This is a genomic window from Ruegeria sp. E5, assembly GCF_056534105.1.
Map to the genome: position 1 here is coordinate 1,199,776 of NZ_JBQFPA010000001.1, position 12,357 is coordinate 1,212,132.

The following is a 12,357-nucleotide window of genomic DNA, read 5'->3' on the forward strand; positions in this document are numbered from 1 at the left end:
GGAAAGCCTTTCAGGGGACTGAATCGACGTCGAAGCTTTTCCATCAGTGCGTTGTTTGAATTCAAGTGTTTTGGTCAATTTTGCGCCGAACTTAAAGTCATCTTCCTTTGGAACGCTGAAAGCTATCAGCGGTAATTGTTCGCAACCGAAAATGAAGAACAGCGCGCAGCACCGATTTTGCCTGATCACGCTAGCATCATCACCGCATCGTATATGAACTGCAGTGACAAGGCGAGTTGCAACACACCGAAGACGGCACCAAAGAGTTGCAGAGGCACAGGTCCTATTGCACGCAAAATTGCTTTGGACCGCAACATCAGCATGTAGTTTAGCGCAATCATACCGAGCCCCATGGCGAAGATGCCAAGCTTGTTCTCAATCCCTGGAAAAGCTGTCGCAAAGATGAGCGGCACGACGACAGCAATGGGCGGAAAGATCCCAGGAAAAGCGATAGCCGATGCGTCGACCTGAGACGGATCAATTTGACGCGCCGGGGCGGGCTGGCTCAAAAGGTCCCGCAGCGACAGGGCAAACAACGCCACTCCGCCTGCGCCAATCAAGATCGGGAAGCTTACGCCCCAGGCTCCTAGCGCCCCGAAACCAATCACGACCGCGACGACGAATGCGCCCGCAACCAATGCACTGGCGCGCCAGGCGATTGCATTGACTGATGGATCTGCATCATCCGATCCGACGCGCGAGAACACTGCGATGGCACGAATTGGTCCCATCGTCATGAACAGCAGCCCAAACAGCTGTCCCCAAGGGACCTGCGCGAGTGTGTCGGAGCTCATGCCTGTTCCTCGACAACAGCGGTGATCGTCATGTAATTCACTATGGCAGCGACCAGACCTGCGACGAGAGCAAGAAGCACAACTGCGGCTCCGAGACCCACCTCTACCGAGCCCATGGCGCGTTGCCAGACAACAGCCAGCGCAACCACGGCACCAAATGCGAACAGACCGTGCTTGATGACGAGCCACAGGGTCGTGGGCACGAATGGCTTTTTTGTACCTTTCACTGTGAAATGCGCCACTGCCGTCAAAATCATCGCCAATGAAACAGCCAACGGCACAGATGACCCGAGGACCGTATGTGCCTCAGTTCCGATCGAATCCACGGTGAGGGGCATCGGCATGGAATTTCGTAGCAGGAAGTACTGGATTGCCCCGTTGATCACGGCATTGATCACGCCGGAGATCACTGCGCCCTGAAGGATTTGGTGCTTCGTCAAGGTTAGGCCCGTAGCCGGCAATGAATTTGTGGTGGTCATGGTTTGCTCCTGTCACCGGCCTGCCGTAGCGACGTCGTCAAAACTGGGAAAGAACACCTCACGACACCGATCAAGCCGTTCGAACCGGCGTTCGAAATTTACGGTGGCGATGCGGAGGTCGGCTTCGCGGGCAAGCACGGTTTCCTCGGACAGGCTGCCACGTGCCTGCAACTGCCGGGAGCGTTCCAGCGACTTTTCGGCATAGGCCATCCACGCTTCGTTGGCGCGCGCCTCAATGGGGCCCTTGTCGCAGCCCGCTTCCCAACCGCGCAGGTAGATGGCGTAAAGCTCGCCCAAATCGACGGGAGTCCCCGCGAAATGCTCGTTCAGCATGCTGATCGCCGTCACCTGCGCCGCGACGGCAGCCAGGTTCCTTTCCGCGACTTGCAGTTGCAGCCTGTTCCACGCGTCCTTGAGTTGCGAAACCTCCAGCTCTAAAAGGGAAACGGCGTTGCGCTCATAAAGGGCGCGGTTGCGTTCCAGGATGGCAGCGTCTCGGTCAAGCTGCGCCTTGATGGTCTCCAGATGAATGCCGGACAACATGCTTTGATAGCCAACGGTTCGCCCTTGATCGGCAAACATCAACAGCATGACCTGATCCATGGTGGCGGGGCCTGTTGTCGGTATAACGCCGGAGTCTTCTGCGCTGGCTCCCGCACCGCCAAGAGCGACGAGGGCCAGCGAAAGCACAATACCGTGCAGGCGGGCAGATATGCGCATCGCCGGCCCCTTCATCAGCTGCCAAAGAGGCGCACAACAGCACCGCCGCCGTGCACGTTGATCGTCTGACCGCTGACCCAGCCCGCGGCAGGCGAGCAAAGAAACAGCATCGCATTGGCAATGTCCTGGGGCCGGCCCGGGCGGCCGGTCAGGTTATCGGGATGTGCCAGTTTCTCCTGCATCTCGGGCGAGATGCCGGCATCGCCGTATCCCGCCGTCATCACAGTGCCGATCAGGATGGAGTTCACTCGAACCCGTTTGTTCAACATGTGTGCCATGGACACCATCATCTGGTTCAGCGCGGCTTTCGCCGTGCCGTAGGGCAGAATGTCATAGGCTGGCACCGCTGAAGAGAACGAACCCGAGTTGGTAATCGAAGCGTTCTCGGCCTTCTCAAGATAGGGAAGACAGGCCATGCTCATCCGGTATGCGCTGATCGTATTCAGCTTGTAGGAGTTGATGAATTCCTCGTCCGGAATTGCGGTCGTGTCTGGCTGGCGCCCGCCCCAGCCAACATTGTTGACGAGCGTGGAGATGCCGCCAAACGCATCGACCGTGGCCTGCACCAAACCGTTTATGTCATCCTGCGAGGTTACGTTGCACGCCATACCCCGGCAATCATTGCCGGTCTCCTTGGCGATCTCGGCGGCTGTCTCGGCAGCCATATCACCGTTCAGATCGCCGATCATCACCTTTGCGCCGGCGCCCGAAAGCGTCTTTGCGATACCGGCACCAATGTTCTGCGCACCGCCTGTGATTATCACATTGTGGCCGTCTAGCCGAAATTCTGCAAAAGCATCAAAGCTCATGGTTATCTCCGTAATTTCATATGTGGTAGGCAACACAATGCGCGGTCGGCCTGAATGCGTTTCGGGTGTCAGTCCAGTTCCTGCACACCGCCGCCTGACACAGTAAGGATCTGACCGCTGACCCAAGCCGCCGCAGGCGAGCTGAGATATAGCGCGGCACCCGCGATATCTGATGGCTCACCAAGACGCTTGATTGGCGTATGCTTGAGCATGGCCTGCTCAACCTCTGGCGTGAGAACCGTGGCCAGCGCTGCCGTCCGGATCGCGCCGGGCGCGATCCCGTTCACCCGGATCTTCCGGGATCCAAGGTCATGGGCGATGTTGCGGGTCAAATGGCTGATCGCGGCCTTGGAAGAGCCGTAAGACGCCATGCGCACGTTCTTGTTCTCGGCTGACATGGAAGAGATGTTAAGCACCGATCCCCCGCCGGCGGCTTCGATGTGCGGCGCTGCAAGTTGCGTTAGGCGGAAGGCAGAAAAGACGTTGATTTCATACGCCCAGCGGAAGTCATCCATCGGCATGTCAAAGGGCTTTGGCCCACCGCCACCAGCGTTGTTCACAAGGATAGTCAGCTTGCCGAAATTATCGATTGCCGTCTGAACTGCGGTCTCAAGGTCGCTTTCCTTGGTCACGTTGCACGCAATGCCCACGGCCTTGCCACCAGCTTCCACAATGCCCTTGGCCACGTCGTCAGCCGTCTCCTGCTTGAGGTCGCTCACGACGACCGCCGCTCCCGCGCCGGCGAACATCTCTGCAATGCCCCTGCCGATACCAGCGCCCGCGCCGGTGACGAGGGCCACCTGATTTTCCAATTGAAATGCCTTTGGATCGAACATGCATGTCTCCGTTTCACCTTTGGAATGCGAACTAGGCGTGCGGGAATGGTTGACAATAGAAGGGGTGCTCATTTTGAGCACCATAGTGCGACCTACTGCTATCTGCTCTTGGCGATCAGGTGCTGATGCTTTTCGACGATGGTCTCGAGATCGGCGACCAGCCGTGCAACGCGATCGATTGCCCGGCGATCCGTCTCTGCAAGATCGCGGCGGGCAGTGGATTGGCCCCCATTGGACACCAGCCGATACGCCCCGGCGTCATCCCGCTCGATCCAGCCGCGCGCCTCGAGTGACGCCAGCTTGCGTCGGACTGTTTGGCGCGGGATATTGGTGATGTCTGCGATCCTGGACGCGTTGGTGCTTTCTTTGGCAGCCTCGATGTCCGGCAGAGTCGAGCCCGGGCTGGAAGCAGTACGCACGGCGCCCAGCCGGGCTTGCCCAATAACCGCCAACACCAGCATCTCCTGATAATCCCCGTCGAAAGCACCCGCCGCGTCAACCAAATGAGCGATCAAAAACTCGACAAAAATGTATTGGTAGTCGGAATAAAAACTGTCAAACGCTGAAGCGACCGCATCCGCCCGACAGGATCCCGTTGGCGAACCGCCCGTGCGTGTTGCGCTTAAAGACAAAGTGACTTCCTTTTTCGACTTGACTGAATGATCCGACCATATCCGCCCGTCCAACTCGCTTCAGCAAGCAAATTTATTGGCTCTGTGGACGAAAACGCAGTTTGCTCATGTTCCGACAGGTGGCGCGGGGCGTTAGAGACCAATTTCAGCCTGGATCGCCGCCATCCTTCACAGGACAAACTCACATGTCGCTTGGAACGGCAGGTATGCTCGGTTTAGCAGCTGTCGGGGCACAAAACAGCATTAGGTACCTTGGGCTCATTCCGGACCTCGAAGCAGGTGCAGCAAGTCCCCTGCCCCGCAGTCAGTTGATCGCGTAGAACGGCCCATTCCAGCCATTCATCGTGTAAGCTCACGCTGCAATGCAGCTTCACCGAACCGGACTTTCGCTTCGGGAGCGATGTCCGTCGGTAGTCGAACTCACGGCCTAGCGGACCAAGCTGACATTTGTGAAGACCGAGCGAGATGTTAGTCTGATGCCAATGAGGCGTTTTGGGCAGCACATATTTCTGTCAAGATTTCTTGTCGTGGAGGACACCAAATGAAAAGGCTTTTCCCGTCACTTTCCGACGGCGCTACGCTCGGCGACGTATTTCAGATGTTTCCAAAAAAGTTGGCTCCATGGTGTGAGTATGAAAGCCTAGTAATGCGGGGAGAGAGCGAACTTTCTGCTTCTGAGCGGGAGCTTATTGCCGCCTATGTTTCTGGTTTGAATGCATGCTCATATTGCTACGACGCCCATACAGTCTTTGCCCGTGCTTATGGCATTGATCCAAAGGTGATTGAGGCACTGATGGAGGATCCAAACTCTGCCTCGGTGGATACTCGGATCCGGCCCATTCTCGCCTACGTCGCAAAACTCACACTCTCACCTGCCCGTATGACAGAAGAGGACTCACAGGCGGTCTACGATGCTGGATGGTCAGAAGAAGCATTGTTCGATGCTATTCAGGTTTGCGGCGTGTTCAATTTGGTGAACCGTATCATTGAAGGCTCTGGTATCAGCAAAATTGTGCACGACTCCGGAGCACTCGATGAGCAAACGCGCACAAAACTAACTAGCGATTCCTTCTACACCGATTTTGGCCGAGCCAACGGTCTCAATGTCTGAATTTGGGACGAAGCTGGCATATGGTTGCGCCGTTGTTATACTGCCCGTCTCAAAGAGAGGGACTTTCCATGTCTTGGCGACTTCTCCGAAAAGCTGACTGGGCTTCTAGCGACGGTTGGAACGGAAAGTTCGAAGGGGCGGATGCCGGCGTGGGCGTGTCATTTCTTTTCAATGAAGTCAGCGATGCAGGCAAAGGTCCCCCACTTCACAAGCATCCATACGATGAAGTCTATATCGTCAGGCAAGGCCAGGCACATGTAATTGTTGGAGACGACACAACGGAAGTGACCGTTGGTGATATTCTGATAATCCCGGCCGGCACCGCACACAAAGTCCTGACGGCGGGGTCAGGTCCGACCGAAATAATTAGCGTTCAATTGTCCGGAAAACTCGAGGTGCAATTCCTGGAGTAACGCCGTGCGTTTTGAATCTTATTTGGCCTGACATGCTAAAGGCCCGCACCGGGATAATTGCTGCCATCAGTGTAATGGCAGTATCTTAAACCTGGCACTGTCTCGCTCTGTCGAGGACAGCCCGAACTGGACATTGAACATCGCCTCCGAATGCTGCTATTGCAGCCCACGCTCGCGGCATTCGCTGTGACTGCGAAAGTTAGCATCAGTAAAAATTGCCACTTTCCAGGGTTAAGAAATTTTCGCTGAACAAATCGTCATCGACGTCCGCATTGCGAATTGAGCGCTTTCGCTGCCCGCTAATCCAAAACTAGGTTTACGATCATTCGCGTATCTCGTGGAGTTGGAAGACGACCATCGCATCCAGTTTAAAACGCATGTGGCACTATCTCGGACGAACTTCTATTCGGGCAGCCTCACTGCGCGAAGCCCATCTAGAATTGCGTCCCAACGTGCCGGATCCTTAAAATGGAACCGGCGCACACCGCTGATCCGGAAGTGCGGATCTGATGCCAAAAGGGCCTCCCGCGCCCTTTCTCCCTGAGCATTTAGACCGGCCTGACCCGCTGCGCTGGCAAGATACAATTGCGCGACCGGCAGCCCCGGCGAGTTTTGTAGAGCCCGGTTGGCATTGGCGATGGCATTCTCGAAGTCGCCCATAACCAGATATGTCTGGGCCAACGCTTGTGGGACACGGTGATATATCCGGTTCTTGGCCAGAGAAAATGAGCCCTTTTTGATGGAGTTCAGCGCTAACTCTGGTTGGCCCATCAGGTTCTGAATCCAGCCCAGTACCATATGTCCCTGGGCAAACTGCGGACTGATTTCGAACCCACGTTCAACACACCGCACCGCCGCATCCAAATCGCCGGTAATGCCGTAGTGAAAAATCCCCCGGATCAGGTGCACGTAGTCGCTTTGATCATTCAACGACACCGCCTTGCTCAGCCCGGCGTCGGCGGCTTCAATATCCTCCGGGCTTATCGGACGGTAACCCCATACCAATTCGCCGATCAACGTGTTCGCCTTCATCCCAACGGCCATGAAATTGCGTGGCTGGACCGTCAGGATCCTGTCCAACAGACGACCCGCCGCCTCCCATTCTTCGGGCTGCGATCCCATCATGTAATGCCCCGCAAGATTCAGCATTACCTCGGGGTCGCTTGTCTCAGTCTCGGCCGCGTGCTCAGCAATTCGTTGCAGAATTCCGTATCGGATCGTTGTCGCGATTTCCCCTGACAACAGATCTTCTGCCACGAAAGGGTCGGAAAGATCACCGTTCATCCGCTGGGTCAGATAGGTTGCTGACGTGCTCGTCTCGCGTAGCTTTAGGGTGGTACGGACCTGGTTGCCGGACGCCTGAAACACCGCCGTGGCGATATGATCCGGGTCCGCGTCGGGGGCGATCAGATCCAAACCCGTCAGATTGGCCAGCGCCGCCTCCACGGTGTGATTGCAGGCTTCTGCCAGCATCTTGGCATCATCATTGCTGCCAAGGGCTTCGAATGCCGCGAGGGCTATGGTCGGTTTCCTGGATGTACCACCGATGGGTGGTGTGCTGACACTGTCCTGCGCACCATCTTGGTCCGGGGGCCAAACAAAGGCGCGGATCGGGCGCGAGATGTTTTTTAATGTCAATTCACCAACATCCGCAAATAGCTCGTCCATTACGCCAACGATCTGGTCACGAACGGCAGCGGAGATGCAAATCCCGCCCGTCGGGGCTGCGCCCTCTAAGCGAACTGCGAGATTCACACCGTCACCATAGATATCGCCGTCATCAACAACCACATCGCCTATGTGAAGTCCCATGCGGTAACTGATCTGCCGATCTTGAGGCACGGATTCTTCGTCTGCGCGAACCGCTTCTTGCGCCGCTATCGCGAACCGCACCGCTTCCACAACGCTTGAAAACTCGGCCAGAAATCCGTCGCCTGTTGACTTGATGATCTTACCCCCAGCCTGCGCAACACCGGGATCAAACACGGACACGCGCAGTTCTTTCTGACGGGCCAGCGTGGCTTCCTCGGCGGTTTCCACAAGCCGCGAGAAGCCGACAATGTCAGCCGCCAAGATCGAAGTGAGTTTGCGTTTCAACCTTCGGCTCGCGTGTTCAAGGAAATCCAACCGGTTTTGTCCGGTTCGGTCACAGCGGCACCAACCCCTCCAAACGATGTCGGAACCGTCTTCCACTTCGGCAGGCCATCAGCCATGTCGAAAACACGCTCGCCGTAGAAGATGTGAAAGGCCGGCTCGAAGCTCAAACCGGATTCGGCCAGCGACATTGCGTAGACCGCTACAATGTCCTTTCCGGGTTTGATATTCACCAATGCACCCCCGCATTTGCCGCAGGAAACACGATGGCTTTCATCATTCTTGTCCGAGTGAACCGTCGGTCCTGACAACGAGACATTGTCTGCCGACCAGAGGCACCAGGCATTGACCGGCGCCGAATGCCATTTTCTGCAAGAGTGGCAATGACAATAAGCCATGACCATCGGCTCACCGGCAGTAGAAACACTACATGCGCCGCAATAACAGATTCCTCGGTAGGTTTCAGAATCGCCGCCCATCATCTTTTTCCCAGATCGATCAGGGGCGCTCTTTGCAATACACTAGGGACGCCCGGCTTCCTCAATACATTTCTACACATACAACCCTATTGTGCTGCCCCAAAGCGGCTTCTTCATCTACGAAGCTGAACTTCGAACGATATCCTGAAAGAGCCTCTGTCCGTTATCCATCGCAATCACTCGAATCCGAATTGTTGCTGATACGCTCGATTTCGAGGTTTCAGCCAGTTTAATATGTGACCATGCCAAAGATAACGACAACAACGGAAGCTCTTGCAACCCAAATCATTGCTGCATTTGACGGCCTAGATCCACCTACTGATTATGAACTTCTTCACCCCGAATGTATGGATGACGTGGATATTCTTGAATTCTATGGCGGGGTCAAATGGCATGAGATGACCGATCAAATGATCGTTTACGGTTACGCTGCCCCCACTGCCTTCAGCGCCAAGGCATTTCAGTATTATTTGCCCGCGTATCTGCTATGGGCTCTGCGAAATTCAGACAGTCCGGAATATGCCAGTGAAAGCATCCTACTTGCACTCGACCCCGGCACGTCGAAAGAACTGCTGCATGAGTTCAGGAAGTCCAAGTTCAACCAATTGACGCCTGCACAGAACGAGGCCGTGTTGAGGTTTCTGTACTATTTTAGCGACCATCCTGATCTCGGTGAGTTAGCGGAAACTGCATTGGTCAACTACTGGATTGACCAAGGCGTGCGGTCACCGGGTTGATTATTTCTACCTATCTGATGTGGCTCTTCGCAGCGCTTTTTTGTCCTAACCGGTTTACTGCTGTCAGTGACTGAGAATGAGCAATGGCAACGGCTATGGGGCGGTTCCAGTGCGCTGTCACTTGGCCTTTTTGCAATATCCATGGCAGCGGGTGGTTTACTCAGAGGCCAGATAAGAATTCATTTTTCGATTATCCGCCGCTCCAGCCAGCCGCGTTTGTTCTTCAGCGCTATCGCATTGGTGTCCGCCGCCTGCGCCGGTGTCATCATTGCTGCTATCTGGGCAATTTCCTTTAAGGGTAAGTGAAGTTCACCCGACACGGTGTGCCTCGGAGCAAATGGGCTAGTTTTGGCTGAGCGATCACCCGACCGCTGTGATTTCGTGGTTCGTCAGTTTTCCAGGCTTTCGAACCAGTCGAGCGCCATCGTTCCCCATTCTTTTGGATAGCCGTGCCCACCGTCGTGCAAAAAGAGTTCAAGACTACCGTGTTCGCATTCCCACCGTTTGCGCCAAAGATTGGCCGTTACTTCGTTTTCTGTCGCGTTGTGTTGGCATTCGTTTCTTCGCCGCCATAACGCAAGACCCTCCCAGACATCGGCCTGGGTAATGTTGATATCGAACTCTTCATTGTGTATTGATCTGCCCTCAAGCGGCACAACCTTGTCAGTGAAACCGTGCGTATGAAGCATATGTACCGGGCCAAAACACTCCTCAGTCATGGGAAGCCAGAAGCCACCGGACGCAGGGGCATAGCCACGCGCCAGGTCAGGCGCGAGGCACGCAACTTCCCACACCATGGAACCACCTCGTGAGAACCCTGTCAGCAGCACCTGGTCCGGGTTTACGTCTGCACGGATCACGAGATCCGCCAGCACGTCACGGAGAAACCTGACATCAGAGCGGGGATAGGTAATCCACCCATCCCTAACCGACCAGTCAGCAGGTTTTCCTTCCAGCCATGGCAATGCGGTCGGTGCCACAAACGCATAACCCCGCGCAGTGAATGTTTCGACGAACTGCTTGTTTTTAAGTACCTTTGCTCCGGACCCGCCATAACCATGCAAGTGCATCACGACCGGCCCGCCCCGCCATTCATCTGGCAGGGCGATGTGGTATTCACCGGTGTCTATTTTGCAGGGATTGGATACATCTCCACAATCAAGCGCAAAGGCCTGCCCCGAAATCAGAAACATGGACAATGCGATTGTTACCTTTTCGAGCATATCTGGATCCCTCCCGATGTCTGACCGTACCATATTACGGAAAGGGCTTTTTTGAGACGGCGGTGGTGCAGAATTCCACTTTGCTGAGCAGCCTCACCTGACTGATCCAAAATGATCGTTAGTGCATCAGCGGCTTTTGCTCCATGGGTATGATGGTTTGAGGTGCTGGCGGACGATACACGAACTCACATTTCGTGGGACTAAGCGGACGTACGCCGCACTAATGCAAGTTATCCCGGAAGGATTGAGGCCAAGCCGCAAAAGCCACTTAAGACCGAATTAGTTCGAGACCAATCGAAACTGGACAGATACTAGATCCGCTGCCGTCCTAGTCCGGGATTTCCACGGTTCCGACAATATGAGTTCGCCTCAGGGGCAGCGCTTGGTATGCTGAGGCGATATCTGTTGTCGCTATGCCGCTGCCAGTCATTCCTTCGTAGCGCCCCGTCCCGGTGACGATTTCCCAAGTGTTTGCCTCGCCTTTTTCCCCGGCCTTCCATCGCATGATAAAAGTGTCATCACCTTCACCGAAAACGCATATTCCATTGATTGAGTTGGTGCCGTCTTCAAATCCAAATCCAGAACCCAAACATCTGGCAGGCCCATCATCCATTGGACCCTCAATTACTTCGAAACCACCCCGATTGTCTGTTAGGTGAAAAATGTGATCCCCAAGGTCAAAGTTCTCTTGATTTAGAGGGTAGACATTGTTGATTTCGATGCGTTGCTCGTCAGCACTGGCGGGAACACCGAGTGTCGCCAAAAGCAGGCTAATCCGTAGGACTCTCATCTGGTCCTCCAAAGATTGCCACTCATCTTAAGGGCCTTCAAAGCATTTACAATCAGCAATAACTCTGCGGACCCACCACTAATGGTGTACGGGGTTACGCGGTTCCAGCCAATTGATGGCGGCCCAGATCGGGCATCGGCAAGGGCTTGATGACGCTGCGGTGCAGTCCGCCGAAGGGGACACTCGCTGCAGTAGCGAGTTGCCCGGGAAGATGAGGTCATGCTCGCGGAAGACACTCTGTCGCCGCCCTAAGGTTCACAGGAGATCCGAGACAATGTAGATTTCTATGAAGATTTGACAGCAATAGGCGTGGATCAGAATGGCGCGACAGTTCCCACTCGAAGGTGACAAGACCTTTCTGGTTTATGCCGGCACTGGCACAGACCTGATATTCAATCATGGAGTCGAGCTACCCGGTTTCGCGTCGTTTCCATTGCTGGAAGAACCTGACACCAGGGCAATACTGGCTGGTCAAATGCAGGCACTTGTCGATCTCGCCGGTGAAATGAGTGTCGGATGCATCCTTGATGCGCCCACATGGATGGCGAACGCCGACCGGGCAGCGCCTTTGGGGTACGATGCAGAACGGCTCGTTGAGGTGAACAAAGACGCGGTCAGTCTAATGGAAGACGTGCGCCAAGCTTCCGCTCGCAATGATATACTGGTGTCGGCCTGTATCGGCCCGCGCTATGATCCTTACGCCGACATCCCTCCGGTGACGGTCGAAGATGCACGCCAATACCACGCCGCACAAATGCACAGCCTGAAAGACACAAGCGTCGACCTGGTCACCGCTTATACGTTCAACCGTTCAAGTGAGGCTGCGGGATGCATCCTCGCCGCCGGAGACGCAGATCTGCCGATCATCATGTCTCTGGTTGTCGAAACGGACGGGTGTCTGGCGGACGGGACCAAACTTGTGGACGGAATTGATCAGATCGACGAGGCAACCGACTCGGCGGCGCTGTTTTTTATGGTCAACTGCGCTCATCCGACCCATTTCGCCGGAGCGCTTGGCAACCACCCCCGGCTGAGAGGCATGGTGGCGAACGCTTCGAGTTGCTCGCATGCGGAACTTGACGAAGCAGATGAGCTGGACGAAGGCGATCCAATTGAACTTGGTAAGCAGATTGCCGCGATTGCGAGGCAGAATCCGTCGATCCAAGTATTTGGAGGATGCTGCGGTACCGACATGCGCCATCTGAAGTCGATTGTCAGCGAATTGGCGTAGCCAACTTGG

The 12,357-nt window shown here is 55.3% G+C and carries 15 protein-coding genes; 5 read left to right on the forward strand and 10 right to left on the reverse strand.

What is annotated here, in order from left to right; all coding sequences use genetic code 11:
- Positions 1-185: 185 nt before the first annotated feature.
- From ACR0BI_RS06060 to ACR0BI_RS06085, 6 genes are all read right to left on the reverse strand, one after another.
- Complete coding sequence (locus ACR0BI_RS06060) at positions 186-794, reverse strand: MarC family protein (protein ID WP_480561249.1); 609 nt, start codon at positions 792-794, stop codon at positions 186-188.
- Positions 791-1,273 (reverse strand): hypothetical protein, encoded by a 483-nt coding sequence (locus tag ACR0BI_RS06065; protein WP_170402027.1) that lies wholly within the window; start codon positions 1,271-1,273, stop codon positions 791-793. Before ACR0BI_RS06065 ends, ACR0BI_RS06060 begins: the two co-directional genes overlap by 4 nt.
- Positions 1,274-1,285: 12 nt before the next feature.
- Positions 1,286-1,993, reverse strand: a complete 708-nt coding sequence (locus ACR0BI_RS06070; RefSeq protein WP_170402024.1) for a hypothetical protein — start codon at positions 1,991-1,993, stop codon at positions 1,286-1,288.
- Between the two features lie 14 nt (positions 1,994-2,007).
- The gene (locus tag ACR0BI_RS06075; RefSeq protein ID WP_170736344.1) at positions 2,008-2,802 is read right to left on the reverse strand and encodes an SDR family oxidoreductase; all 795 of its coding nucleotides are present in this window, start codon (positions 2,800-2,802) and stop codon (positions 2,008-2,010) included.
- A gap of 68 nt (positions 2,803-2,870) precedes the next feature.
- Positions 2,871-3,638 (reverse strand): 7-alpha-hydroxysteroid dehydrogenase, encoded by a 768-nt coding sequence (hdhA, locus tag ACR0BI_RS06080; RefSeq protein WP_170402016.1) that lies wholly within the window; start codon positions 3,636-3,638, stop codon positions 2,871-2,873.
- A 98-nt stretch (positions 3,639-3,736) separates the two neighbouring features.
- Positions 3,737-4,270, reverse strand: coding sequence for a helix-turn-helix domain-containing protein (locus ACR0BI_RS06085; RefSeq protein WP_480561248.1), 534 nt, complete (start codon positions 4,268-4,270; stop codon positions 3,737-3,739).
- A 541-nt stretch (positions 4,271-4,811) separates the two neighbouring features.
- Between ACR0BI_RS06085 and ACR0BI_RS06090 the strand changes: the two genes are divergently transcribed.
- Together ACR0BI_RS06090 and ACR0BI_RS06095 are read left to right on the forward strand one after the other, a co-directional pair.
- On the forward strand, positions 4,812-5,381 hold the full coding sequence (locus ACR0BI_RS06090) for a peroxidase-related enzyme (RefSeq protein ID WP_170403770.1): 570 nt from the start codon (positions 4,812-4,814) through the stop codon (positions 5,379-5,381).
- A 68-nt stretch (positions 5,382-5,449) separates the two neighbouring features.
- Positions 5,450-5,794 (forward strand): cupin domain-containing protein, encoded by a 345-nt coding sequence (locus ACR0BI_RS06095; protein ID WP_170403774.1) that lies wholly within the window; start codon positions 5,450-5,452, stop codon positions 5,792-5,794.
- A 402-nt stretch (positions 5,795-6,196) separates the two neighbouring features.
- Here ACR0BI_RS06095 and ACR0BI_RS06100 read toward each other — a convergent pair whose 3' ends face one another.
- A complete protein-coding gene (locus ACR0BI_RS06100; protein WP_480561247.1) occupies positions 6,197-7,891 on the reverse strand; it encodes an adenylate/guanylate cyclase domain-containing protein in 1,695 nt (564 codons plus the stop codon).
- Positions 7,888-8,370 carry a GFA family protein gene (locus ACR0BI_RS06105; protein WP_480878270.1) on the reverse strand — a complete coding sequence of 161 codons (483 nt, stop codon included), beginning with the start codon at positions 8,368-8,370 and terminating at the stop codon, positions 7,888-7,890. The genes ACR0BI_RS06100 and ACR0BI_RS06105 overlap by 4 nt, the downstream gene beginning before the upstream one ends.
- Before the next feature lie 239 nt (positions 8,371-8,609).
- Between ACR0BI_RS06105 and ACR0BI_RS06110 the strand changes: the two genes are divergently transcribed.
- Entirely contained in the window at positions 8,610-9,104 is a 495-nt protein-coding gene (locus ACR0BI_RS06110; protein WP_170403783.1) for a DUF6714 family protein, read from the forward strand.
- Between the two features lie 66 nt (positions 9,105-9,170).
- Positions 9,171-9,410, forward strand: coding sequence for a hypothetical protein (locus ACR0BI_RS06115; protein ID WP_170736348.1), 240 nt, complete (start codon positions 9,171-9,173; stop codon positions 9,408-9,410).
- A gap of 83 nt (positions 9,411-9,493) precedes the next feature.
- Here the strand turns inward: ACR0BI_RS06115 and ACR0BI_RS06120 are convergent, their stop codons facing one another.
- Both ACR0BI_RS06120 and ACR0BI_RS06125 read right to left on the reverse strand, forming a co-directional pair.
- A complete protein-coding gene (locus ACR0BI_RS06120) occupies positions 9,494-10,327 on the reverse strand; it encodes an alpha/beta hydrolase family protein (RefSeq protein ID WP_170403787.1) in 834 nt (277 codons plus the stop codon).
- Positions 10,328-10,655: 328 nt separating this feature from the next.
- Positions 10,656-11,090, reverse strand: a complete 435-nt coding sequence (locus ACR0BI_RS06125; protein ID WP_282154233.1) for a hypothetical protein — start codon at positions 11,088-11,090, stop codon at positions 10,656-10,658.
- 346 nt (positions 11,091-11,436) lie between these two features.
- On the opposite strand from ACR0BI_RS06125, the gene ACR0BI_RS06130 reads away from it, so the two are divergent.
- A complete protein-coding gene (locus ACR0BI_RS06130) occupies positions 11,437-12,348 on the forward strand; it encodes a homocysteine S-methyltransferase family protein (RefSeq protein ID WP_480561245.1) in 912 nt (303 codons plus the stop codon).
- Positions 12,349-12,357: the final 9 nt, after the last annotated feature.

Coding starts and splice junctions, on each gene's coding strand:
- ACR0BI_RS06060 (WP_480561249.1), bottom strand. CDS start 794: ATGAGCTCCGACACACTCGCGCAGGTCCCTTGGGGACAGCTGTTTGGG.
- ACR0BI_RS06065 (WP_170402027.1), bottom strand. CDS start 1,273: ATGACCACCACAAATTCATTGCCGGCTACGGGCCTAACCTTGACGAAG.
- ACR0BI_RS06070 (WP_170402024.1), bottom strand. CDS start 1,993: ATGCGCATATCTGCCCGCCTGCACGGTATTGTGCTTTCGCTGGCCCTC.
- ACR0BI_RS06075 (WP_170736344.1), bottom strand. CDS start 2,802: ATGAGCTTTGATGCTTTTGCAGAATTTCGGCTAGACGGCCACAATGTG.
- hdhA (WP_170402016.1), bottom strand. CDS start 3,638: ATGTTCGATCCAAAGGCATTTCAATTGGAAAATCAGGTGGCCCTCGTC.
- ACR0BI_RS06090 (WP_170403770.1), top strand. CDS start 4,812: ATGAAAAGGCTTTTCCCGTCACTTTCCGACGGCGCTACGCTCGGCGAC.
- ACR0BI_RS06095 (WP_170403774.1), top strand. CDS start 5,450: ATGTCTTGGCGACTTCTCCGAAAAGCTGACTGGGCTTCTAGCGACGGT.
- ACR0BI_RS06105 (WP_480878270.1), bottom strand. CDS start 8,370: ATGATGGGCGGCGATTCTGAAACCTACCGAGGAATCTGTTATTGCGGC.
- ACR0BI_RS06110 (WP_170403783.1), top strand. CDS start 8,610: ATGCCAAAGATAACGACAACAACGGAAGCTCTTGCAACCCAAATCATT.
- ACR0BI_RS06120 (WP_170403787.1), bottom strand. CDS start 10,327: ATGCTCGAAAAGGTAACAATCGCATTGTCCATGTTTCTGATTTCGGGG.
- ACR0BI_RS06130 (WP_480561245.1), top strand. CDS start 11,437: ATGGCGCGACAGTTCCCACTCGAAGGTGACAAGACCTTTCTGGTTTAT.